Origin of the sequence: Salinicoccus sp. RF5, assembly GCF_020786625.1 — a bacterium.
Lineage (GTDB): Bacteria > Bacillota > Bacilli > Staphylococcales > Salinicoccaceae > Salinicoccus.
Map to the genome: position 1 here is coordinate 304210 of NZ_JAJGRC010000001.1, position 23900 is coordinate 328109.

General features: G+C 49.4%; 28 protein-coding genes. 2 read left to right on the forward strand and 26 right to left on the reverse strand.

The features are described 5' to 3' along the window. Positions 1-2 precede the first annotated feature (2 nt). The 20 genes from qcrB to cmk form a co-directional block, all read right to left on the reverse strand. Positions 3-677, reverse strand: a complete 675-nt coding sequence (qcrB, locus tag LLU09_RS01660; protein ID WP_228310207.1) for a menaquinol-cytochrome c reductase cytochrome b subunit — start codon at positions 675-677, stop codon at positions 3-5. 16 nt (positions 678-693) lie between these two features. After that, complete coding sequence (locus LLU09_RS01665) at positions 694-1197, reverse strand: QcrA and Rieske domain-containing protein (protein ID WP_228310208.1); 504 nt, start codon at positions 1195-1197, stop codon at positions 694-696. A gap of 138 nt (positions 1198-1335) precedes the next feature. Continuing rightward, on the reverse strand, positions 1336-1773 hold the full coding sequence (locus tag LLU09_RS01670) for a DUF2487 family protein (protein WP_228310209.1): 438 nt from the start codon (positions 1771-1773) through the stop codon (positions 1336-1338). Between the two features lie 17 nt (positions 1774-1790). Then, positions 1791-2261, reverse strand: a complete 471-nt coding sequence (locus LLU09_RS01675; protein WP_228310210.1) for a YpiB family protein — start codon at positions 2259-2261, stop codon at positions 1791-1793. After that, positions 2239-3510: a tetratricopeptide repeat protein gene (locus LLU09_RS01680; protein WP_228310211.1), complete on the reverse strand. Its 1272-nt coding sequence runs from the start codon at positions 3508-3510 to the stop codon at positions 2239-2241. The genes LLU09_RS01675 and LLU09_RS01680 overlap by 23 nt, the downstream gene beginning before the upstream one ends. A 1-nt stretch (position 3511) precedes the next feature. Further along, on the reverse strand, positions 3512-4798 hold the full coding sequence (aroA, locus tag LLU09_RS01685; protein ID WP_228310212.1) for a 3-phosphoshikimate 1-carboxyvinyltransferase: 1287 nt from the start codon (positions 4796-4798) through the stop codon (positions 3512-3514). Further along, positions 4795-5856 carry a 3-dehydroquinate synthase gene (gene aroB, locus LLU09_RS01690; protein WP_228310213.1) on the reverse strand — a complete coding sequence of 354 codons (1062 nt, stop codon included), beginning with the start codon at positions 5854-5856 and terminating at the stop codon, positions 4795-4797. Before aroB ends, aroA begins: the two co-directional genes overlap by 4 nt. Further along, positions 5846-7012, reverse strand: coding sequence for a chorismate synthase (gene aroC / locus LLU09_RS01695; RefSeq protein ID WP_228310214.1), 1167 nt, complete (start codon positions 7010-7012; stop codon positions 5846-5848). The genes aroB and aroC overlap by 11 nt, the downstream gene beginning before the upstream one ends. A 74-nt stretch (positions 7013-7086) precedes the next feature. Beyond that, positions 7087-7533, reverse strand: coding sequence for a nucleoside-diphosphate kinase (gene ndk, locus LLU09_RS01700; protein ID WP_228310215.1), 447 nt, complete (start codon positions 7531-7533; stop codon positions 7087-7089). A 68-nt stretch (positions 7534-7601) separates the two neighbouring features. Continuing rightward, on the reverse strand, positions 7602-8555 hold the full coding sequence (locus LLU09_RS01705; RefSeq protein WP_228310216.1) for a polyprenyl synthetase family protein: 954 nt from the start codon (positions 8553-8555) through the stop codon (positions 7602-7604). Beyond that, complete coding sequence (locus tag LLU09_RS01710) at positions 8552-9262, reverse strand: demethylmenaquinone methyltransferase (protein WP_228310217.1); 711 nt, start codon at positions 9260-9262, stop codon at positions 8552-8554. The genes LLU09_RS01705 and LLU09_RS01710 overlap by 4 nt, the downstream gene beginning before the upstream one ends. A 5-nt stretch (positions 9263-9267) precedes the next feature. After that, positions 9268-9645: a hypothetical protein gene (locus LLU09_RS01715; RefSeq protein ID WP_228310218.1), complete on the reverse strand. Its 378-nt coding sequence runs from the start codon at positions 9643-9645 to the stop codon at positions 9268-9270. A 183-nt stretch (positions 9646-9828) separates the two neighbouring features. Further along, on the reverse strand, positions 9829-10101 hold the full coding sequence (locus tag LLU09_RS01720) for an HU family DNA-binding protein (protein ID WP_031544853.1): 273 nt from the start codon (positions 10099-10101) through the stop codon (positions 9829-9831). Positions 10102-10219: 118 nt separating this feature from the next. Beyond that, positions 10220-10942 carry a hypothetical protein gene (locus LLU09_RS01725; RefSeq protein ID WP_228310219.1) on the reverse strand — a complete coding sequence of 241 codons (723 nt, stop codon included), beginning with the start codon at positions 10940-10942 and terminating at the stop codon, positions 10220-10222. After that, complete coding sequence (locus tag LLU09_RS01730) at positions 10935-11123, reverse strand: DUF2768 family protein (protein WP_228310220.1); 189 nt, start codon at positions 11121-11123, stop codon at positions 10935-10937. Before LLU09_RS01730 ends, LLU09_RS01725 begins: the two co-directional genes overlap by 8 nt. Before the next feature lie 22 nt (positions 11124-11145). Next, positions 11146-12204 (reverse strand): NAD(P)H-dependent glycerol-3-phosphate dehydrogenase, encoded by a 1059-nt coding sequence (locus LLU09_RS01735; protein WP_228310221.1) that lies wholly within the window; start codon positions 12202-12204, stop codon positions 11146-11148. Positions 12205-12219: 15 nt separating this feature from the next. Further along, positions 12220-13530, reverse strand: coding sequence for a ribosome biogenesis GTPase Der (der, locus tag LLU09_RS01740; RefSeq protein ID WP_228310222.1), 1311 nt, complete (start codon positions 13528-13530; stop codon positions 12220-12222). Positions 13531-13632: 102 nt separating this feature from the next. Beyond that, complete coding sequence (gene rpsA / locus LLU09_RS01745) at positions 13633-14865, reverse strand: 30S ribosomal protein S1 (protein ID WP_228310223.1); 1233 nt, start codon at positions 14863-14865, stop codon at positions 13633-13635. A 74-nt stretch (positions 14866-14939) separates the two neighbouring features. Further along, on the reverse strand, positions 14940-15515 hold the full coding sequence (locus tag LLU09_RS01750) for a lysophospholipid acyltransferase family protein (protein ID WP_228310224.1): 576 nt from the start codon (positions 15513-15515) through the stop codon (positions 14940-14942). Between the two features lie 2 nt (positions 15516-15517). After that, positions 15518-16174 carry a (d)CMP kinase gene (gene cmk / locus LLU09_RS01755; protein WP_228310225.1) on the reverse strand — a complete coding sequence of 219 codons (657 nt, stop codon included), beginning with the start codon at positions 16172-16174 and terminating at the stop codon, positions 15518-15520. A gap of 71 nt (positions 16175-16245) precedes the next feature. Between cmk and LLU09_RS01760 the strand changes: the two genes are divergently transcribed. After that, positions 16246-17205: an asparaginase gene (locus tag LLU09_RS01760; protein WP_228310226.1), complete on the forward strand. Its 960-nt coding sequence runs from the start codon at positions 16246-16248 to the stop codon at positions 17203-17205. Positions 17206-17251: 46 nt separating this feature from the next. Here LLU09_RS01760 and LLU09_RS01765 read toward each other — a convergent pair whose 3' ends face one another. Next, a complete protein-coding gene (locus LLU09_RS01765) occupies positions 17252-18220 on the reverse strand; it encodes a YpdA family putative bacillithiol disulfide reductase (RefSeq protein ID WP_228310227.1) in 969 nt (322 codons plus the stop codon). 13 nt (positions 18221-18233) lie between these two features. Beyond that, a complete protein-coding gene (locus LLU09_RS01770; protein ID WP_228310228.1) occupies positions 18234-19241 on the reverse strand; it encodes a LysM peptidoglycan-binding domain-containing protein in 1008 nt (335 codons plus the stop codon). Between the two features lie 214 nt (positions 19242-19455). On the opposite strand from LLU09_RS01770, the gene LLU09_RS01775 reads away from it, so the two are divergent. Further along, entirely contained in the window at positions 19456-19680 is a 225-nt protein-coding gene (locus LLU09_RS01775; protein ID WP_031544881.1) for a 4Fe-4S domain-containing protein, read from the forward strand. A gap of 43 nt (positions 19681-19723) precedes the next feature. Here the strand turns inward: LLU09_RS01775 and LLU09_RS01780 are convergent, their stop codons facing one another. From LLU09_RS01780 to ccsB, 4 genes are all read right to left on the reverse strand, one after another. Beyond that, positions 19724-20272 (reverse strand): ECF transporter S component, encoded by a 549-nt coding sequence (locus LLU09_RS01780; RefSeq protein ID WP_228310229.1) that lies wholly within the window; start codon positions 20270-20272, stop codon positions 19724-19726. A gap of 5 nt (positions 20273-20277) precedes the next feature. After that, positions 20278-21888 carry a HAMP domain-containing sensor histidine kinase gene (locus LLU09_RS01785; RefSeq protein WP_228310230.1) on the reverse strand — a complete coding sequence of 537 codons (1611 nt, stop codon included), beginning with the start codon at positions 21886-21888 and terminating at the stop codon, positions 20278-20280. Positions 21889-21974: 86 nt separating this feature from the next. After that, the gene (locus LLU09_RS01790; RefSeq protein WP_228310231.1) at positions 21975-22682 is read right to left on the reverse strand and encodes a response regulator transcription factor; all 708 of its coding nucleotides are present in this window, start codon (positions 22680-22682) and stop codon (positions 21975-21977) included. Between the two features lie 18 nt (positions 22683-22700). Next, positions 22701-23900, reverse strand: coding sequence for a c-type cytochrome biogenesis protein CcsB (ccsB, locus tag LLU09_RS01795; RefSeq protein ID WP_228310232.1), 1200 nt, complete (start codon positions 23898-23900; stop codon positions 22701-22703).

The window sequence follows — 23900 nt, forward strand, 5'->3', positions numbered from 1 at the left end:
TCCTATAGTGGTCCTGAGATACCTTGTCTACGTATCATGATGAAGTGGATCGCCATCAATACGAATAGAGCAGCAGGCAGGAAGAATACATGGATGGCAAAGAAACGTGTCAGCGTCTGTGCACCGATGATGGTTTCATCACCAGCAAGCAGCGTCTTGATCCATTCACCGACAAACGGTACACTCTCTGCGATATCCAAACCTACTTTTGTGGCAAACAATGCCTTCATGTCCCAAGGCAGCAGGTAGCCTGTAAATGCAAGTGCAAGCATTACCAGGAATAGCAATACGCCGACGACCCAGTTGAGTTCGCGTGGCGCTTTGTATGAACCTGTAAAGAATACCCTTAGAGTATGTAGGAACATCATTACTACTACCAGGCTGGCGCCCCAGTGGTGCATGCCTCTGACGATCAGTCCGGCCGCAACGTCATGCTGCAGGTAATAGACTGAATTCCATGCATTGACGATGTCAGGAACGTAATACATTGTCAGGAACATTCCTGATAAGATCTGTATAACTGTAATAAAAAACGTTAACCCACCGAAGCAATAGACGAACGCCGAGAAGTGGTACGCGGGGTTAACATGTTCTGGTACTTCATGGTCGGCAACATCCCTCCATATAGGAGTGATATCAATGCGATCGTCTATCCAATCATAGATTCTGTTAAGCACATTTTTCCCTCCTATACTAATTTACGAGTTCATTGGCTTTCATTTCGCCAATTGTGATGTAACCATCGGACACGCCGACTTCATACTGATCCAATGGTCCTCTTGGAGGTGTACCCGGTACGTTCTGACCATTTTTCTCATAAAGACCATTGTGGCATGGACAGAAGAAACGGTTCGGATTCGCATCGTCACCTGCCCAGGTCACCGTACATCCGAGGTGTTTACATATTGGGGACAGGGCAATGATATCTTCCCCGTCACGGTATACCCAGACGAAATCAGTGACTTCACTTTCATACCAGCCATCCTGCTGTTCATAGGAAAAGTCCACTTTGACAGGCTCTTCCGTAATATCATCAGCTGAGACACTTGTGGTGATCATGGAACCTGCTGCATCCTCCTGGAAGAGCGGATCCAATGCGAATCTTCCCATTGGCAATATAACACCAGCCGCCATGAAAGATCCTACTCCCATCAAGGAATAGTTTAGGAATTGGCGTCTTGTTACTTTTTGCGACATTCATATTTCCCCCCTCAAACGCGCGTTCTTTTACATATATTAATATAACTAGGACATTTCAATTTTAGCCTATTAGGTGAAACCGGTCAATAAGCTATCACAACTTTTGGGATTGACGGATGGCATAATGGTGTAAAACTACTTATTTCTTGAGTTCCATATTGAAATGATTCTTTTCATGACATCCTTGACTTCATCATTGATGAGGCTCATCTTCATTTCGATGCTCATATCCTCCAGTGGAATCCGGTTCAGCACGATGAAATGGGCATCTTCCACTTCCAGGTCATGATGGGTCAGTACAATGACTTTCTTGAAGCCGTATGACTTCAGTTGTTCAACATATGCTTCAAGCACTGATGTGATTCCTTCCACTGTCATTAGTGCAGGAGTGATGAAGAGACGCCCCTTCAGCTGCTTCTCCAACTGTATCGTCACCATCTGGATCATTTCCATATCGCTGGCGTTGGACTTGGCCCCTTCATCCATGTCTGCATTGGTAAAGGGGATCACTGCAGTATCGACAAATTCGATTTCATCCTTCAATACTTTCAGGTCCTGATGATTATAGAGCATGCTCTCACCTTTTCTACTTATTTTATCTGATTGAGGTATTCGGTCAGTCTGATGAAGCGCTTGTGGTCTTTGGCATCGAGCGCTTCATCTATCTGCCTTATGACGGCTTCCTGCCCCATCTTCTCGAGCGTACTGTCCATGTCCGTCTCAAGTGACTTCATCTTATGGTAGCGTGCATCATGACGGCTGAGGTTGAAGTCGAGGAACAGTGTATGCTCCTGGTTCATGTTCAGCTCATGGAAGATGACCTCACCATCAACAGTGACCGTATTCCCCTTTTCGAAAAGGAGGGTGGGACTGGCGCTCCCGCTGTCGGAGATGCGCAGCTTCCTGTCGACGGTGCCCTCATCCCGAAAGACGACATTTCTGGACACCGTCGGGTGGGATTTGATGAAGTTCAGTATCCACACCGCCACCCGGTCATCGAATTCATAGTTGTACAGTATATAGTCAATGAAATCTTTCCTATATTTGGTCATGTTCATCATCAAAACGCTCCTTCTCGAACTGCCAATCCACATTGTCAGGTTCCATAATGATGAGTTTATCCAGTACATCCTTTCTTGAAGGATGCCGGATTTCCGTCAAGTACTCATAGTAGTCCGTATAGAACTCGATGGATTCCCCGATCAGCTTCGATGCCTCCTGGTACAGGGACAGCGCATCGGCATCATTTTCATTTTCCTGCTGGATCTTTGCAAGAAGATACAGGCTTTCCCCGGAGAGCGCATGGGTGTCGAGGCGTGATGTATACGTCCCAACCTCCGAAGTACGTCCAGTCTTCAGCAGAGTCTCAAAAAGCATCAGATAGGCGTCATCATAATCCTGATCCAGGGAGAGCGCCCTGTCGAAGCTCTCAAGCGCCTTTTCCTCCTCTCCGTTTCGGAAGTGGAGTCTGCCTAGGTGGAAGAAGAAGAGAGGTTCTGTATCGTCCTCTTTGATGTAGTCCCCGATCAGCTCTATGGCCGCCTCCAGGTCATGTTCGGTCTCGTGGACATTCATGAGCAGGATGTAGGCATTGACGTAGTAGGGTTCATTCTCTATCACCTGTCTGAGGAGGTTCTTGGCGGATTCGTATGACTGCAGTTGATACTCGAGAAGCGCCTTCCTGTAGTAGTCGTCGTTGGAATAGTATTTCTCGTCTGCAGCCTCGAAGTACATCTGTGCATTTTCAAGGTCGAGCTGATTCATGTGGAGTTCGGCGAGGCGCAGATTCAGTTCCACACCGTTCACTTCCTGGAAGCCATTGCTGATGAGCATTTCGTAATGCCGGATGGCATCCGGGAATTCACCATCCTCATAATAGATTTCTGCAAGGGCGAAATCCAGTATCGGATCATCGCTCAGCGCCTTCGCTTCCAGCAGCGACCTTACAGCGACATCGCTCATGTTGAGCTGCTGGAAGATTTCCGCCTTCAGCATAAGGACAGCCGGCGTCTTGTCGGCTTCATTCACCAGACTCAATGCTTCATCCAGGCGGCCATCTGTAATCAGTATGTCCACCAGGTAGGCAAGCACTTCGTCGTCGTGTCCGGTATTACTGTTTAGATGCGAGAAGATCGTCTCAGCAGGCTTGTGGAGACCTGACGCGATCAGCGTGTCCCCGAGGATGAAGAGTGCTTCAAGATCCATCTCATCAACGAGCTGGCTGATGTTGCCGAGCACCTCATCGAGTTTCCTTTCAGGATACTCCCCTTTTTTCAGTTGATCAATAACTTCATATATCTGGTCCTGCATATTATGCTTCCTTCCTTAACTTTTCCAGATCCTCCATAAATCCTGGATAGGATATGTCAATGGCAGAAACATCATCGATTTCTATCGGTGTGTCACTGATGATGGAGGAAATGATCAGCATCATGATGATGCGATGGTCATTATACCCTTTTACCGGCGTATTTTCCTCTATGGAGACTTGGCCCGGATGTACGGTGAAGCCATCCTCATACTCCGTAAAGCTGATTCCGAACTTTGAAAGCTCGTCGATGACGGCGCGGATCCGGTCCGTTTCCTTATATCTCAGTTCGTCCGCATCCCTGACAGTACACGCTTCAGTACTGTAGGCGGCAAGCAGCGCGATGATCGGAATCTCATCGATGAGGCGCGGGATGATGTCGCCGGAGATATCGAATCCTTTGAGGTTTGGCGTATGGGAGGCATGGACCGTTCCTATTGCCTCACCTTCACTGGAAGTCTGTTCGACCCTCACATCGGCACCCATCATTTCGAGTACATCAAGGATGCCGGAACGTGTGCTGTTGAGGGAGACATTTTCAACAGTAATGCTCGAACCGGGCTTCAGCACGGCAAGTACTATGGGAAATGCTGCCGACGAGATGTCTCCGGGAACCGTAACATCGGAAGCGGACAACGCATTGCCGCCCTTGAGTCTGATTACGCCGTCTTCTGCAGAAATGTCCGCCCCGAACTGTTCAAGCATGATTTCAGTATGATTCCGTGAAGGGGATGGTTCATGGATGACGGTCGTCCCTTCCGTATAGAGGGCGGCGAGCAGAATGGCACTCTTCACCTGGGCGCTTGCCATCGGCATCGTATAGCTGATTGGGGAAAGCCTGGCCGGCCTGATGATGATGGGCGGATATTTTTCATCCTTCAGCGAAATGTCCGCGCCCATTTCAGCGAGGGGCCGCTGGATGCGGTCCATCGGACGCTTGGCGATCGACTCATCCCCCTCCATCTCGGCAGTGAGGCCGAGCCCGGCAATCAGCCCGGTGAGCAGGCGGGTCGTCGTCCCCGAATTGCCGGTATATAAAGTCTTCGCAGGGGCGTGAAGCTGTGCGGCTCCCGGTGAAGTGACGACCCATTCCCCCTGTTTCTGTTCCACCTCTGCACCAAGGGCGCGCATGCATTCCAGGGTGCGGTGGGTATCCTCGCTCGGCAGCGGATAATGGATGCGGGTCGTCCCTGCAGCAAGTGCGCCGAACATGAGGGCCCGGTGGGTGATTGACTTGTCTCCCGGGACTTTTAAAGTGCCGTTGAATTTGCTGTTCATTAAAGACTTCATAAGCTCTCCTTTAGATAAGAAAGATATTTTTTGAGTTCGGTGTTTTCTATTTCAATGAAATGGCACTGGCCGATGGATTTCATCAATACAAAACCGGTCGCTGCACGGCTCTGGTTCTTCTTATCCCTTCCCATCAATGACATCATTTCATCCTCGTCGATGGACTTCAATTTATGGATCGGATAGCCATGATGGCTGAAATATTCCCTGAAATGGTCCAGATCGAATATTTTCCGCCCTTCCACTTCATTTGAGAGGAACATCGTGAAATAGAGTCCGAGTACGACTGCGATGCCATGAGGCATTTTATATCTATATTCTATGGCATGGCCGAGAGTGTGTCCAAGATTAAGATATTTTCTGATCCCCGACTCCTTTTCATCATTCAGGACATGATGCATCTTCGTTTCTATGCCGCTGATGATGAATGGTTTCAGGGCGTCAAGCGTAATCTCCCCACGTGTTTCAGCCATCAGGTCCCGTACGGTCTCCTCGTCTTTCAGGAGGGCATGCTTGAACACTTCACCGAAGCCGCTGAGCACTTCGTCCTGCGGAAGCGTCTCAAGGAGGCTGAGGTCGTAGATGACCGCCTTCGGCCTGTAGAATACGCCGATCAGATTCTTGCCATGCGTACTGTTGATGGCAGTCTTGCCTCCGATTGAAGAGTCATGTGCAAGCAGTGTGGTGGGTACCTGGATGTAATCCACGCCGCGCAGTACCGTCGCTGCAGCAAAACCGCCAGCATCACCTGCTGCACCACCGCCGACCACGATAATCAGGTGATGCCTCTGGATGCCCCTTTCGAGCAGGGACTCTGTAATATGCTTGAAGGCATCGAAAGATTTCGATGCCTCGCCGCCTTCCAATATGATGGGACTGTCGATGAAAGACAGCACGCTGTCCTTATACAGTTGATATACATTGCGGTCCACAAGGAAGTGGACGGCATCGTAATCCGCTGAATAATCGGCGAGCCGGCTTTCCAGTATGCCGTGATCCACGTGGATCGTGTAGTTGTCTGAAGCATAACTCGTCCGTATTTCCATCCTAGTACTCACTCACTCGGGTCTTGTATTTGGAAACTGCTTCTTCCAGCTCATTGAAATCATCATGGGGGAATTTTTCGAGGATGGCCCTTGCCATTTCGATGGCCACCATATGTTCACATACGACGGAGGCTGCAGGCACTGCACATGCATCACTGCGCTCGATCGTCGCCTTGAATGGTTCCTTGGTGTTGATGTCCACGCTGAAGAGCGGCTTATACAATGTAGGGATGGGTTTCATGACAGCTTTGACGACAACGGGCATGCCGGTTGTCATGCCGCCTTCGAAACCGCCGAGATTGTTGGTGCGTCTGTAGTAACCCCGGTCCTCGCTGTAGAGGATTTCATCCTGTACCTGCGAACCTGGTGTTTCACCTGCCATGAAGCCGATGCCGAATTCCACGCCTTTGAAGGCATTGATGCTGACGATGCTGGCTGCGATCTTGGAATCGAGCTTGCGGTCGTAGTGCACGTAGCTGCCGAGTCCCGGGATTGGATTTTCAACGATGACTTCGACTATACCACCGATGGAATCGCCTTTTTTCTTCGTCTCGTCTATGAGCTGTTCGGCTTCCTTCGTCTTGTCTTCGGAAACCATCCGCACGGAGGAGTCATCCGGACGTGTGGCACGCTCCTCGATGCTGTAGTCTCCCTCGTCCTTGACGGTGCCAATCTGATTGACACGGCTGAACATGCGTATATCGAGGGCATGCAGCAGTTCCTTGCACAATGCACCGACCGCGACCCTGGAGGCAGTCTCCCGCGCTGATGAGCGCTCAAGTATGTTGCGGAGGTCGCGCATGTTGTACTTCATTCCGCCGACGAGATCGGCGTGGCCCGGACGGGGTTTTGTGATGACCCTCTTCATGGACTCCTCTTCTTCCGGAGTCAACGGCTCGCTGCCCATGATCTTGCTCCAGTGCTTGAAGTCATCATTTGTGATCTCGATCATGATCGGACTACCGAGCGTCTTGCCGTGTCTGATGCCGCTGCTGAATTGGAAGGTATCCTTTTCGATCTGCATGCGGCGTCCCCTGCCGTAGCCGCCCTGCCTCTTTATGAGCTCTGCCGTCATCCTTTCCTTGTCAATCGGAAGGTTCGCCGGGAACCCCTCCACTATAGCCGACAATTTCGGCCCATGTGATTCGCCCGCTGTCATAAATCTCATTTGTATAGCCTCCTCTTATTTATGGATATTAAAAAAAGCTGAGTGCTTTACCCAGCTTCTGCTATTCGATTCCCCTAGTAGATCCAGGCACTGTTGGACAAGTTGTAGTCAAGGATCTCACTGTCATCGAAGAAAAGTGAAATTTCACGCTCTGCACTCTCTGGGGAGTCTGAACCATGAATGATGTTCTTGCCTACTGTGAGTCCGAAGTCTCCACGGATGGTTCCTGGAGCCGCCTGCTGAGGGTTTGTGGAACCGACGACAAGACGCGCAGTCTCGATCACATTCTCCCCTTCGAGTACCATGGCGAAGACAGGGCCTGAAGTGATGAAGTCTACAAGCTCACCGAAGAAAGGCTTGTCCTGATGCTCCTGATAGTGTGTTTTAGCCAGGTCTTCTGAAACCTGCATCAGTTTGGCACCCGCCAACTTGAATCCTTTGTCTTCAAGGCGTGACACGATTGTGCCTACCAGGTTTCTTTGGACACCGTCCGGTTTGATCATTAGAAATGTTTTTTCCATTTTTGTATTCTCCTTTAGTTGAAATCCAGTCCATATCATTCTAACATTATTATTTTTGATTTTTCAATTTAATTCAGACGATTTGAGAGTTTTTCTGCGATTTCCTGCAGATATGTCCTTATCGGCTCTTCAATCTCTTCAGTGGCTTCCATGGCTTTCTGGATGTGGGAATTGCTGACAGCAATTGCCTTGTCGATTGCATTGGAATCGAGCAGAGCATCAATCAGGTGATTGAGCTGTACTTCCCCGCCGTCAAATGATTCCAGGTGCCTTCTGAAATCCGGATCTTCATCCCTCAGGATCAGCACCGGCAGTGTATAATGTCCATTTTCCATATCGGAAAACTTGGGTTTGCCGAGTGTTTCTTCGTTGCCGATGAAATCCAGGCAGTCATCGACGATCTGGAAGCTCATTCCGATGTGATAACCGTAATCCAACAGGGCATCGAGGGTCTTCTGATCGACGTTGGATGCATAGGCACCCATCTTGATGCTGAGTTCAATCAGCAACGCCGTCTTCCTGTATATCTTCCTGTAATAGTCATCCATGGTCTGGTGCGCATTGAACTGATGGTCGAGCTGGAACAGTTCACCGTCGATGATGTCCCGGATCGCTTTGGAAAAGGATTCGTGGAGTCCGCGGTGCTCTATTGTGCTCACCAGTGAAAGGGAGGTTGAGAGGAGATAGTTTCCGGTATTGACCGCCTGGAGATATCCATGTTCATAGTACACCGTCGATTTGCCCCGGCGCAGCTCACTGTTGTCGATGATGTCGTCATGTACAAGGCTTGACATATGTATAAGTTCAAGGCTTGCACTTGCCCTCAATACATCGGGGAACTTGTCCTCTTCACCGAGCTTTCCGACAAGTAGGGTGAAGGTGGGCCGAATTTTCTTGCCCCCTGCAATGAAAAGTTCATAGCTCTTCTCATTGACGAGCACTTCATTCGGGTCGAGGTGCTCCTTTATGAGATCGGTGACCGCCTCGAAGTCTGAAGCGAGATACTGCTTGACCGTCTTCAATGGCGACCCACCCGTCCAAGCGGCTTGTATCCGATATGGGTGGCGGCAGTGCCGAAAGTATGGGGGATGACCTTAAGATTGATGAATCCGCTCTTTTTCATCATGGATTTGAGCGCGTCTTTGGACAGGAACGCACTTGTCGATTCATACAGCCATTCGTATTCCTTGGCACTGTCTGCAATGATCCCTCCGAGGGTGGGCATGATCTTGCCGAAATAGAAGTCGAATCCTCTGCTGATCAGTTGATTTTCCGGGGTGGAAGTTTCCAGGATTACGAGCGTGCCACCCGGTTTCAATACTCTGTAGAACTCCTCTACTGCACTGCCATAATCCGGGAGGTTCCTGAGGCCGAAGCCGATCGTTACATAATCGAAAGAACCATCGTCAAACGGGAGTGCCATGGCATTTCCCTGAATCAGTTCTATATTGGCATGTCCAGACGTCTTTTCAGCTGCAACTTCCAGCATTTTTTCACTGAAGTCGAGGCCTACGACTTCAGCTTCCGGTGCTTCCTCGGCCAACTGTATCGTCCAATCTCCAGTACCGCAGCATACATCTAGTATGTCATGGTCATCTTTGACGAACACTTCCTTCATTGTCCTGTTCCGCCATAGATTGTGCTGGTTGAAGCTGATGATATTGTTCATCAGGTCATAATCAGTGGAAATAGAATTAAATATGTTTTGAACTTTTTTCTCTTTATCCATTCAACTCACCTTTGCTTTTGGTTTATGTATGGAAGCGAAGTGATATCCAGTTGCTCCAACTGCCTGTCTATGACATCGTTCAAACGTCTGTCTATGTATTCATTGGAGATGAGATAGAGGATCGGCCCATATAGAAGCCTCTTCAGCTCTTCCGGGTGCGGCATGTCATCAGACATGGCCAATTCGGACTTCTTTGAGCTCAATGCTTTTGATATATCCATCATATCCTGCAGAACCTTGTATTCTTCATGTTCGGCAAGCATCATATAGAATTTACTGAACAGGTAATCACCGGCCAGCACATGCAGTTCCCGCCTGTCCTCCCCGGGAATGTCATCCAGAAAGTTGAGGGCAGTGTTGAACAGCAGAACCGCCTGGTTCACATGGGGACTGTGGAGGATATATTCCCTGTTTGAAAAAAACTCAAAAAAAGGATCATCATGTAGTTCGAGGATCCATGAATTGGTACCCAGATCGGATTCTAGTTCTTTCCTTAGAGCATTCATGACAAATATCACCTTATAAATTAATAGACCTAACCATGACGTTAGGCCTAAAGTAATCAATTATTTTACCGCATCTTTAAGTGCTTTGCCTGCTTTGAATGCAGGGACTTTTGATGCTGCAATTTCAATTTCTTCTCCAGATTGTGGATTACGTCCTTTTCTTGCTGAACGTTCACGTACCTCGAAGTTACCGAAACCAATCAGTTGTACTTTCTCACCATTTTTCAATGATTCCTGAATAGTGTCAAATACTGCATCGACAGCAGCACCTGCTTCTTTTTTCGTGAGGTCAGCTTGGTCACTGACAGCATTGATCAAATCTGTTTTGTTCATCAGATCCACCTCCTTATATGACTATAATGATAACCATGATTATCATTATGTTTTGACTTTAACACAGTGGTTGTTGCACTGCAACGGATTTCACCGTTTCACAGCCAAAAAAGCCGTATTAATCGCTTTTGTGGCGGTTCGTCATGAAAATGGGCTCGTTTTCATCGTTGACTGTGATTTCCGGTGAATAGAGGGGGACGACCGGCGTATATTCATAAAGGACATGACGGACATCCTCACCGGTTTCGAATGACAGGTCGTTCTCGTTGATGATCCTGGCAATATCTTCACGGTAATCGACGATGAATTCTTCTCCCCCATTGTAGTATACATTCAGGGAAGCACCTGTGTAGGGACTCGAGACAGTCGGGTTTTCATCCAGGTTGTAGAAGCCGAGGTCCAGAGGGTATACATTAGGCCCGATCGGTTCATCCAATTCGACATGTTCGCCCATCGCCTTGAGGCGGATGTTCAGCGACCTGACTTCTTCTGTAATATTCAAGTCTGCAAGCTTCACTTTCGGATCCTCTTCAGCATCTATGATGACGTACTGGTAATGTCCCCCCGCCTCGTAGGCACTCTCCGGCCGTTCATCAAGGTAGGCCGGCACGAGCCTTTCAAAGTCGATCTGGTACTCCAGGTACTCCCGCTGCCCCTCTTTCGTCTCTATCGGCAGCAGGCCGTCGGAATCTTCCCGGAACTGGTCCACTGCATTCTGCACCATCTCTATCTGCATATTTTCAGGCATCTGGTTCTGCACCTGTTCCGACTCGGGGTACAGGCAGCCCGACATCAGGATGCTGCCTGCTATGGCGGCAAGGATCAATCTGAACCTACGCATGGCTGCTGCCCCCCAGTACAGGAATCATCAGCAGGAATGCAATGATGAGGAGCGCCCAGGCGACCATTGACACGATGATACTGATGATCCTGGATGATATCTTGTACCGCGCCACATAGATGAGTACGGCAGCGAGGGCCATTGCACCCAATGAATAGAACGATATCCACATTAAATCCATTCTCGATATATCAAACATCTTATCACTCTCTAGTCCAATCTTTATATTGTTTCTCCAGAACATCCTTCAGTTCATCGGTTTCCCCAGTCTTTTCGCGCATCATCAGGGCATAGAATGCCTCTTCCTCGCTGATGTCCTCGAAAAGGTACTGGTAGAGTACTTTTGTAATCGGCATCTCGACGTCATATTGCGCTGCAAGCTCATATGCTGCACGCGTAGTGTTGACGCCTTCAACTACCATGCCCATCTCCTGCTGTGCTTCTTCTATGGTCCTGCCCTCTGCGAGCATGATGCCGCAGCGATAGTTCCTAGAATGCATGCTCGTTGCAGTGACGATGAGGTCCCCCATTCCTGTAAGGCCGAGGAATGTAAGGGGATCGGCACCCATGCGTGTACCAAGGCGTGCAATCTCCTGAAGGCCGCGCGTAATGATCGCAGCCTTTGCATTATCCCCGAAATCGAGGCCATGCACGAGTCCGATCGCCAAAGCGATGATGTTCTTCAATGCGCCGCCGATTTCCACGCCGATCATATCATCATTATGGTAGACGCGGAAATACTTGTTCATGAAGACATCCTGGATGATCTTTGCACTCTCCGGCTTGAGTGAAGCTGTACTTACGGTCGTTGGTGATTTTTTTGCAACCTCTTCGGCATGACTCGGGCCGCTGAGTACACAGATGTCCTGCACTGTATCCTCGCCCGTCTCTTCGGCAATGACCTCGGAAACCCTCAGATGGGTGTCGAGTTCCAGCCCTTTTGCGACATGGACGATCAGAACCTTCTTCTGAAGGCGCTTCAAAAGAGCATTGATGTCCTTGGTCACACTCCTCACCGCCTTGACTGGCACGGCAAGCACCAGGATTTCGGCATGGCTGACCCCTTCTTCAAGGTTGGATATCGCTCTGATGCTGTCAGGAAGGGGCACATCCTTCAAATATCTGTTGTTAGTATGCTCCTCATTGATCTCCTTGACTACATCTTCATTTCTGCCATAGATACGCACGTCATGATCATTGTCGACAAGCACCATCGCCATGCTCGTACCGAAACTCCCGGTTCCGACCACTGTAATTTTCATAAGGACTCCCCCCTCCTAATTCCTTTTCCTGCTGAGGATGTGTATTGGTGTGCCAGTGAAATCAAAGGCTTTCCTCATCTGGTTCTCCAAATATCTTCGGTAGCTGAAGTGCATCAGGTCGACATCGTTGACGAATAATACGAATGTCGGCGGTGCCACACTGACTTGTGTACCATAGAAGATGTTGAGCCTGCGCCCCTTGTCAGTAGGGGTCGGGTTCATGCTCACGCTATCAACGAGGACTTCGTTCAATGTGCTGGACTGGACACGCTTCTTATGGGAATCGTTCGCCAGTTTGATGAGTGGGAAAAGTGTCGCAAGACGGGACTTGTTCAATGCGGAGACGAAGGTGATGGGGGCATAGTCGAGGAACTGGAATTCCCTTCTTATCTTATCCTCGAACTTCTTCATCGTCTTATCATCTTTTTCTACAGCATCCCATTTGTTCACTACGATTATCACCGCACGCCCGGCTTCATGGGCGAGTCCGGCAATACGCTTGTCCTGTTCAATGATGCCTTCTTCCCCATTCAGGACGACGAGCACGACATCGGACCGTTCAATCGCTCGGTTTGCGCGCAGTACTGAATATTTTTCGGTAGCTTCATACACTTTGCCCCGTTTTCTCATGCCGGCGGTGTCGACAAGTGTGTAATGCTCACCATCATAGAAGTATTCCGTATCGATGGCATCCCGTGTTGTACCCGCGATATCCGATACGATGACCCGCTCTTCACCAAGGATGGCATTGACGAGACTTGATTTTCCGACATTCGGCCGGCCGATCAGCGATACCCTGATCGAATCGTCCGCCTCCACTTCCTCCTCGAGTGATTTGAAGTGTTCAACAGCCTGGTCAAGCACATCGCCGAGACCGAGACCGTGGGAGCCGGATACCGGGAAAGGATCCCCGAGGCCGAGATTATAGAATTCATATATTTCATTGCGCATTTCAAAATTGTCGATCTTATTTACAGCAAGCACGACCGGTTTTTTGGACTTCTGCAGAATCCGGGCAACAAAAAGGTCATCCTCTGTAACCCCTTCCCTGCCATTGGTGATCATCAGGATGACATCCGCTTCCAGTATTGCGATTTCAGCCTGCATTTTTATCTGTTCCTGAAACGGCTCATCCTTTATTTCTATCCCACCTGTATCGATGACATTGAATTCGTGATTGAGCCAGTCCCCCGAAGCATAGAGCCGATCCCGTGTGACACCCGGCGTATCTTCAACAATCGCTTTTCTTTCACCGATGATGCGATTGAATAAAGTGGACTTGCCGACATTCGGTCTCCCTACTACGGCTATTGTTGGTTTGTACATATCCTACCTCCTATATTTAAGGTTATTTTAACACAAAAATAAAATAAAGAGCGATACTATCGCTCTTTAATCATTTGTATAACCTATTGATTTGAAGTCGTTCTAGATATCCAGATCCCTGAAACGGTCACCGAATACATCTCCGAGTGTCGGGCCTTCGTCATCTGAATCATCCCGGTAGACTTTAGCCTGCTCTTCCCTGGATGGTCTTTCGGAAGTTTCCTTGATGGAGAGGGATACCTTTTCGGAGTCCTCGTTGAGTGAGAGGATCTTCACTGTAACCGTCTGGCCCTCTTTCAGCACGTCGGATGGTGTCGCAACATGCTCGTGGCTGATTTCGGATACGTGTACAAGTCCTTCGACACCTGGCGTCACTTCGACGAATGCACCGAAGTCCACAAGTCTTTTCACCGTGCCATCAAGGACATCGCCTTCTGAATGTTCATTCACGAACGTATTGAAAGGACTCTCCTGTGCCTGTTTGAGTGAAAGGCTGATGCGTTCCTGTTCAGGATCGACATCGAGGATCTTAACCTGTACCTTGTCTCCGATGTTCACTGCATCTTCAACTTTTTCGACTCTGCTGTAGTCAAGTTCTGAGATGTGAGCGAGTCCGTCGACTTCACCGAGGTTGATGAAGGCGCCGAAAGTAGTGATGCGGACAACCTCACCTTCAACGATGCTGCCTGCTTCAAGGTTTTCAAGCTGCTTCTTGCGCTCTTCCGCCTTTTCAGCTTCGACGATGCGTTTACGGTTGAGGATGACGCGGTTCTTTTCAGGTTCGATGTCTTCAACTTTGACTTCCAGTTCCTGTCCTTCAAACTGGTCGAGGTCTTCGATGTACGCATCGGACAGGAGTGAGGCAGGAATGAATCCTCTGACGCCCACATCCACTACGAGTCCTGCTTTTACAACTTCCATCACAGTACCTGTAATCGTCTCGTCGTTATCCTTCGCGGACTGGAGAGTGTCATAGGCGTTGGTTTCATCGAGTTTCCTGATGGAGAAGATGACGTTCTTGCGGTCTTCTTCATTTTCGACTTTGATGACTACCCCTTCGATTGTATCTTCTTCAGAGACAATCTCCTCAGGGCGCTCGATCCTTTTGTTGGTGAGTTGGCTGATTGGAACGATACCTTCAAAATCGGAATCTTCAATGTGCGCTTTTACAAATTTGTCTTCTATCTTGTAGACGGTGCCCCTTACGGTATCACCGATTTCAAATTCGCTAGACGTATTTGATTCCGCCTCTTCGGAAGTGTTCACTTCCTCGTTCACCTGTTCCCCGTTGTTCTCTTCGTTGTTCTCTTCATTCAAAATATTTTCTGTCGTCATATGCCTGCCTCCAATTACATTACTAAAAAGTGTATATATCTAAGTTCTTACAAATATATTGATTTGTCAAGTAATTATGCGGAAATAAGCAGATTGTTGATGCCTTCCCTGATTCTTTCCGTTATTTCCTTGCGGTTCCTGCCCTCTGCCACAAGTGCGGCAGTATCAATAGGTTTGCCAAATACTATTGTAACACCTTTTTTCCTATCATAGTTGCCTTTAATTGCTGCGGGTACCACTTTTGCTCCGGATTTCACCGCCATGAAGCCCGCTCCCTGCTGAAGCTCCTTCAATGTGCCAGATCTGTTCCGGCTGCCTTCCGGGAATATGAGCAGCATGTTCCCTTCCTTCAGCACTTCGACGGATTTCTTCAACGCTGCCCTGTCACCCTTCCCACGCTCTACGGGAAAGGCGTTCAGACGGCTGATCAGGAAGCCGAGGACCGGTATCCTGAACAGCTCGGATTTCGCAAAGAATGCCATCTCCCTCTTTACGCTGATCGCGACGAGGGGCGGATCCAGCTCGGAAACGTGGTTGCTGCATATTATTACAGGTCCTTCCGAAGGAATCCTGTCCTCGCCGATCACCCTGATTTTGTATCTTACGTGATAGAATCTTTTGACCATTGCTTTAATTGTGCTGTAAAACATCTCTAATCCTCCCTCAGCAGGTCTTCCGCCATTCTGATGATTTTTTCCTCGACTTCAGGGATGCTCATGTGACTCGTGTCGAGCAATACGGCGTCATGTGCTTTTATGAGCGGAGAGATCTCTCTGTTCATATCCAGATCGTCTCGGCGGATGATCTGGTCGGTCAATGTTGCAAGGTCGATGTCCGTACCCCGCTCCTTCTCCTCCTTCAGTCTGCGTTTTGCCCTTATTTCAGGCGACGCTTTCATATAGACCTTGAGTTCCGCCTCCGGCAGCACCGTGGTACCGATGTCCCTGCCATCCATCACCACGCCTTTGTCTTCGGCAATTTTCTGCTGCATGGAGACGAGGTATCGTCTCACTTCAGCAAGGCTTGAAATTTCACTTACGTTGTTCGTCACTTCCTGAGTGCGTATGTCCGCTGATACATCTTCACCATTCAGGTAGATGGAGGTGCCGTCTGTACCGAAGCGGATATCAAGATCATCCAACTGGTCGATGACGCCTCTTCCGTTCCGGATGGCATGGAGTGTGACCGCCCGGTACATTGCGCCGGTGTCGATATATATGTAGGCCATCCTTTGGGCCACACGCCTGGAAATCGTACTCTTGCCTGCTGCAGCAGGACCATCAATTGCAATATTGATTTTCTTTTTCATATAAACCCGCCTTGTTCATTGTTCCCGTTTATCTTATCATAGTTTTATAGATTCGTTTAGGAGGAAGTCATATGCAGAAGAAAATTTTGGCGATTCATACAGGGGGGACCATCAGTATGTCCTCAGAAGAAGGGCTGATCACTTCAGGAGAAGATAATCCGGTGAAGATCGACCGTGCAGAGGATCTCGGCATCTGTCTGGAGGAAACCTACCCTGTGAAGAAGCCTTCTCCCCATATGACCCTGGACGATATGATCGAAATCAGGGACATCATCCGCCGGGAGTCTGTGCGATATGACGGCTTCGTCATCACACATGGTACGGATACGCTTGAGGAGACGGCCTATTTCCTCGACCTCACACTGGATATCCCTCAGCCTGTGGTAATTACAGGGGCAATGCGGTCATTCAATGAAATCGGCTCCGATGGCATGTACAACTATCTGTCCAGCCTGCGGGCGGCAATGGATGACCAATCTGCTTCAAGAGGTGTCCTGGTCGTTTTCAACGACGAAATACATACGGCAAGGAACGTCACCAAGACACACACCTCGAATATAGCGACATTCCAGAGTCCAAACCATGGACCGATCGGCATCCTGACGAAGGATGATATCCACTATCATCATCAGGTGCGCACCCAGGACCAGTTCGACCGTGCTGATTCCACGAGGAAGGTGGGACTGATCAAAGCCCACGCAGATCTTGATGGTACCTTCTTCGAGGCACTGGTCGGAAACGGATACGATGGACTCGTGATCGAGGCACTGGGACAGGGGAACCTCCCGCCCAGCGCCCTCGGTGGTCTGCAGAAGGTCCTCGATGCGGGCATCAGCACCGTGCTCGTTTCACGTTCCTTCAATGGCATCGTCGGCAGCTATTATGATTATGAAGGTGGGGGTCATGACCTCAAAAACAGGGGAGTGATCTTCTCCAATGGTCTGAATGGCCAGAAGGCAAGGATCAAACTGCTTCTGGCATTATGCAATGCGCTCGAAGGGGATGCTCTGGAGGAAATTTTCCAGCATTAGAAAAAGATGCCCCCTGCCTGTTCAGGCAGGGGGCATCTTCATGCGTTCATTTCTTCTTCGAGATATCTTCGGCTATGGCGCCTCCATGGAACCTGCCATTCTCAATGAATATGGTATTGGCGTCATTGCCCGCGGCGATCACACCGGCAATGTATAGGCCATCCACGTTGGTCTCCATCGTTTCTCGGTCATGCATCGGGGCGACACCATATTCGTTCTCATTCAGCTGTACCCCGAACGACTTCAGCAGACGATAGTCGGGATGATAACCGATCATGGCAAATACATAATCGTTCGGTATCTCGAACGTCTCTCCTTCCTTCTCAAGCACGACACTGTCATCTTTGATGTCGACGACTTCAGTATTGAAGTGCATATCTATCTTGTCATGTTTGACGAGAGAGTCGAACTGCGGGAGTACCCATGGCTTGACGCTCTTGGAATATGCGCCCTGGCGGTAGACGACCGTAACATTGCTGCCGGCCTTCTCCAGTTCAATCGCAGCATCCACACTGGAGTTCTTCCCGCCGACCACGAGCACATCCTGGTTGAAGAAGGGATGCGCCTCCTTGAAGTAGTGGAAGACCTTATCCTTACCCTCACCGGGGACGTTCAACTGGTTCGGCTGCCCGTAATAGCCTGTGGCGATCACGAGATGGTCACAGCTGTAGCGTCCTTTGGATGTTTCCAATATGAACTGGTTTCCAGCCTTGCGTCCTGAGGACACTTCTTCATAAGTATTTATATTGAGGTCGAAATGCTTCACTGCCTCACGGTAATAGACCAGCGCCTGGTTCCTTTTCGGCTTATGCTGTTCTGTAATGAATGGGAAGTCCCCTATGGAAAGTTTCTCGCTTGAAGAGAAGAATGTCTGGTGGGTCGGATAGTTGTAGATGGCCTCGACAATATTGCCCTTTTCGATTACGAGGTATTCCAGCCCCCTGTTCTGCAGTTCGATGGCTGCAGATAAACCGCATGGTCCTGCCCCTATGATGATGGTCTCTATATGCTTCATGTTTAACACCTTTCTATTCTGGTATCACCAGTTCCTGTCCGACTGTCAATGAATCGGCATCCACACCATTGTTGGCATCCTGGATCTTTCTGATGTTATCTGAGCTGCCGCTGCCATAATACCTGATTGCGATACGGTACAGGTTGTCCTCGGCACGCACGATATGAACCGTCCCTGAAGATGACTCCGCTTCCGGTTCCCCGGAGGTTTCGGAGGACTCCTGGCCGGACTCCTCCGGTGCTTCTTCAGTTTCTTCCTCCTGGAGGGTTTCAGGCTCCTCCACGATGCTTGTACTGGAACCGGCAGTTTCCCCCGACTCCTTTTCCTCTATGGCTGTGGCTGCAGCCTCTTCAAGCTCAGCCTCTTCATCCGGACTCAATTCAATCTCCACGGCACCGGTGCCAAGGTCGTCCTGGCCGGTCTCTTCCCTGGATTCAGCCAGTTCACGCTCCATCTCCGCCTTCTGCTCTTCGAGCTCCTCATCCGTTGCTTCAGAAGGCGTTTCTGCCGTTTCTTCTGCGGTCTCCTCGCCATTGTCGGCCACACCCCCGGCCCCATCGTCTGTGGGCCAGAAGTTGCTTATGATGAGGACGCCCAATATGATTGTAACGGGCAGGATGAGCACGCCTGCGATGATGGCGGGCACGAGACGTTTGTCCCTGCCGGTCTTTTGATTTTCAGCCGGCTGGTCTTTCCGGGCCCTGAGTTCGGACAGCTTCTCCTTCGATACTTTGATTTCATCCTTGAACCTTCTGTTGTAGGAGGAAAGCTTGCCGGCGAAGAATGTCTTTCCCTTATCAAGGCTCTCCTTGTTGATATGCTTCGAGAACTTTCCGCTCCATGCTTTGAACCGGTCGCCGGCGGCCAACTTCTGACCACCCTTCTCCTTTGGCTTGTGGCGCTCTGCACGGCTCAGCTTGCCGGATTCCTCCCCGGATGATGGATGATCCTTGCTGCTCTTCTCCTTCTTGGACTGGGAAGTGCGCTTATGTTCTATATCCTTGTAAAAATCATCTTTCATAGACATTCTCCTCAAACTGGTATCGTTCTTTATAATTATAGTATGTTTCCATTTCATTTTAAAGAGGTATCATCTCAGGCGTGCGACTATAGTCGTATTGTAGTCCGCCAGGCCGAATATAATTGAAATATCCTTTGATTAGCCGTAAAATGAAGTAGAAAGAAATGGTTGAGAGGTGAAGATAGTGAGTGAAAAGAAATACACCATCGTCGATATGGACACATGTATCGCGTGTGGTGCCTGCGGCGCAGCAGCGCCTGATATATATGACTACGATGATGACGGTATAGCATACGTCATACTCGACGACAACCAGGGTACGATGGCAGTCCCTGAAGAACTGCTGGAAGACATGGAGGATGCATTCGATGGGTGCCCGACCGATTCGATAAAAGTCGAATCGCAGCCATTCGATGGAGACCCCTTAAAATATGAATGATATAGATGAATCCCTTGGAAATTGTATTTCCAAGGGATTTTTTCTACCTTCTGAGCTTCGGTATCAGTTTCACATAGACGAGATAAGCCACGAGACAGACAAGGATCCCCTTCACCAGATTGAATGGGATGATGCCCGCAGTCACCACAGCACGGATATTTTCTATAAGATCCGAATGGTCGATGATGATGCCGTACATCGGCAGCAGGACAAAGTAGTTCAGCACGGCCATCATTATGGTCAAGGCGATGATGCCGACAGTAAAGCCGACGATCAGGGACTTCTTCGTCTGATGCCTTTCGTGGATGAAATAGATCGGAAGCAGCAATGAAAATGCAGCAAGCATATTGGCCAGCGGCCCGATCGGTTCACTCGCCATCAGGAGGCCGTACAGCACAATCTTCATGATGATGATGAGGGAGCCGGCCACTCCGCCGAACAGGATGAATCCTATGAATGCCGGGATATCAGAAAAGTCGACGGTAAGGAATGGTGGAATAAAAGGAATCGGGAACTGGATGAGCATCAATATGAATGACAGTGCTGCCAAAATGCTTATAATGATCAGTCTTTCCAAACGGTTTCTCTTCATATGCGTCATTCCTCTGTATATTTTTTCGGAAGCGTAATGCGGAAGGAGGTCCCTTCCCCAAATATGCTTTCGAGGTCTATGGTTCCATTATGCCTGTGGATGATGCTTTTGACAATATACAGACCGAGACCTGTTCCATGCTGTCCCCGGGTCCGGGATTCGTCCACTTTATAGAAGCGCTCGAAAATGCGCTGCTGGTGCTCCGGCCTGATGCCTGTGCCTGTATCGGCCACTTCAATGGTGACATTGCGCGTTGTCGCCCCTGCGGTGATCGTGATGCGATCGCCTTCTGAAGTATAGCGGATTGCGTTATCGAGAAGGTTTGTAAGCACCTGGCTCAATTTGTCGAAATCGAATTCGAAGGTCAGGTCCCCTTCCTCTCTGACGATGGAAAAATCGATGCCATTCTCCAGCATTTCGTGTCTGAACCGGCTGCCGAGCTTATCAAGCAGCTGTCCAAAGTCATTTTCTTCGATATTGAAGAAGTCTGATCTGCTGTCCATCCTGGCAATGGTGATCAGTTCATTGACCATTGTGTTCATCCGATCCGACTCGTCCTTGATGATTCCGATCATTTCCTTTATCTCCTCTGGGTCGGTGACAATGTCATCGAGCAGTGCTTCGGAATAGCCGCTCAGCATGACCATCGGGGTCTTCAGTTCATGAGAAACGTTCGCGATGAATTCCGAACGCAGCTTCTCCGCATCCACTTCCTCGGTCACATCCCGCACAAGCAGGATGACCCCATAGACGATATCGCCCTCTTCCACTGGCGTGTAGGACAGCTGCAGATGACGGTTCTGCATCTCCATCCGTTCGATTGCAGCTTCCCTGTGTTCAGCGATCTCCCTGATGTTCTCATCGAATCGACCCGATTCCGAAGCATGACTCCTTATGAGGTCGTAGAGTTCATTGCCCTTCTGGTTGCTGTAGATCAGCTCGACATCGCTGTTGAAGTAGAGAACCCCTTCATTCATGTAGGTGAAGATCTGCTCCCTCAAGTTTCTTTCATGGGTGATTTCGCTGATGTTGCTGCGGATGTCATTATTCATCTTGTTGAAGGCGAGGGTGAGCTCCCCTATCTCATCACGGCTCTTCACATCCAGCGTATTATAGTTGCCTTTGGCTGTTGAGAACGCAGCATTCTTGAGGCTGATCAGCGGCCGCGTAATCCTGGTGATCAGGAAGAATGCGAAGGAGGTGGTGATGAGGAAGAGTACAAGGGCACTGCCGATGATGATGCCGGTGACTGCACGCATGGACTCGTTGATATCCTCAAGATCCCTGTATTTGATCAGGGCCATGTCGCTCTCGAAGTAGTCGCTCAAATTCGATACTTTGACCATATAGTCATGATCATATATGTCTTCAAGGATGAAGGTATTCCCTTCGCCCTCACCGGAAAGGATCCGCTGGTAGATTGCTTCGTCGGTTGAGGACTGTTGGGAAATCATCGTTCCATCAGTGTAGAGTATCAGATTGTCCTCCTGCAGAAGCAAGGAATCGAGGTCATTGATATCGTGCTCTGTCAGGACAATCTCCTCCGCACGGGTGATCTCCTCCTCGAGCAGCGTTTCTGTCGAATTGAGTACATAGTTGCGGAAGTATAGGCTCAAAATGATCGATAATATAATTAAAACTGTCGTTACTATCAGAATGATAGTTAACCACAGTTTTGTTACGACGCTGTTTATGACATTCATTATTCATTGACCTCGAACTTGTAGCCGATGCCCCACACGGTGTTGATCATATTGCTCGCCTCCGGCGAAACCTTATTGAGCTTCTCCCTGAGGCGCTTCACATGGGTGTCGACGGTCCTCAGATCGCCGTAGAAGTCATAATGCCAGACTTCCCTGAGCAGCTCCTCGCGGTCGAACACCTTGTCCGGGCTCCGTGCCAGGAACAGCAGCAGCTCGTATTCCTTCGGCGTCAGATTCACTTTGACGTCATCGGCGAGCACCCTGTGGGCATCATTGTCGATCACCAGATGATCGTATACGATGACATCCTTCGTTGATGAATCCGCCTCTATGAAGGATGTTTCCGATGAACGGCGGAGTATCGCCTTGACGCGCAGCACAACCTCCCTCGGAGAGAAAGGCTTGACGATGTAGTCATCTGCACCGACCTCAAAACCTTCTACACGGTTGTTCTCCTCGCCTTTGGCCGTCAGCATGATGATCGGTGTCGATTTTTGGGTCCTCAACCGCTTGGCGACTTCGATGCCGTCCATCTTCGGCATCATGAGGTCAAGAAGTATGCAGTGGAAATTCTGCTCCAGAGCGAGTTCTAGAGCATCCTCTCCATTATCAGCTTCAGTGATTTCATAACCCTCACGTGCGAGGTACATGTTCAGCAGTTTTCTGATGCGTTCTTCGTCATCTACTATGAGAATTCTTTCAGACATATAAACCCTCTTTCCATTTTATGCGTAGGAATGCAGCCCTGCAACGAGCAGGTTTATGGCAATCAGGTTGAAAAGGATGAGTAGGAAGCCGATGATGGCAAGCCATGCAGACTTTTCACCTTCATATCCCCTGTTGAGCCTGAGGTGAAGGAAGACCGTATAGAACATGAACGTGATGAACGCCCAAGTTTCTTTTGGATCCCAGCCCCAGAAACGACTCCAGGCGATCTGTGCCCAGATGGCCGCGAAGAATATGCCGCCAAGTGCAAAAATAGGGAAGCCGATGATGACCGACCGATAGCCGATTTCATCCATCAGGCTGAGGTCGGCCTTGTTGGACCATGGTTTCAAAACAGTGATGATCCGTTTCCTCAGGATAAGGCGGATGATTCCATATGTGATGAGGCCGAGCACGACAGACCAGATGACGGTGTTGAGCTTCTGTGAATCGATGATGGGAGGGAGGTTCACTCCACTGTGGAAGTGGTCCGCCTCCTCATAGTTGTTGTCACCGGCATGTTCAACAGGTACAGCGTTCTCGAAATTGACCAGGCTCGGCAGGTGGTATTCGGCGACCTGTGTCTCCCCCTGTTTATCCTGATAGAGGAAGTCATCCTGGTAGCCGATTACATTCTGCATGAGGACTGTCGTCACAATGAAGACAAGCACTGTTACTATACCCGCCATGATGGCTTCCAAAAAGCGTGCGCGCCAGGATTTTTCATCCGCCGGAACAGCCTTCAGAAGATAGATCAGGCCGGCGACGGCACTCATGGACAGTATACCATAAGCGAGGGTCACTGTAATGACATGGATGGCGAGCCAGCTGCTCTGGAGAGCCGGGATGAGCGGTTCCACTTCCCTTGAGAACATGCTGCCATAGGCCATGAGGAGCATGGATATGGGAAGTGCGAACAGGCCGAACAATTTGGTCTTGAAATAGAAGTATGTGATCAGGTAGCCTGCGATGATCATGATGGCGAACATGGTGATGAACTCATACATGTTCGATACAGGGGCATGGCCCTGGGCAATCCATCTCAGTATGAAATACGACAGCTGCAGGATGAACCCGACGATCACCATTGAGATGGCGATTTTGGCTGGCTTGTCTGACCTTGACTTGATGCTCGTCGCCAACGGAAGCATCGCCACGAGGTATAATATGAAAGCTGCATAGAGCAGCGTACTGCTTATTGATACAAGTTGAGATGCCAT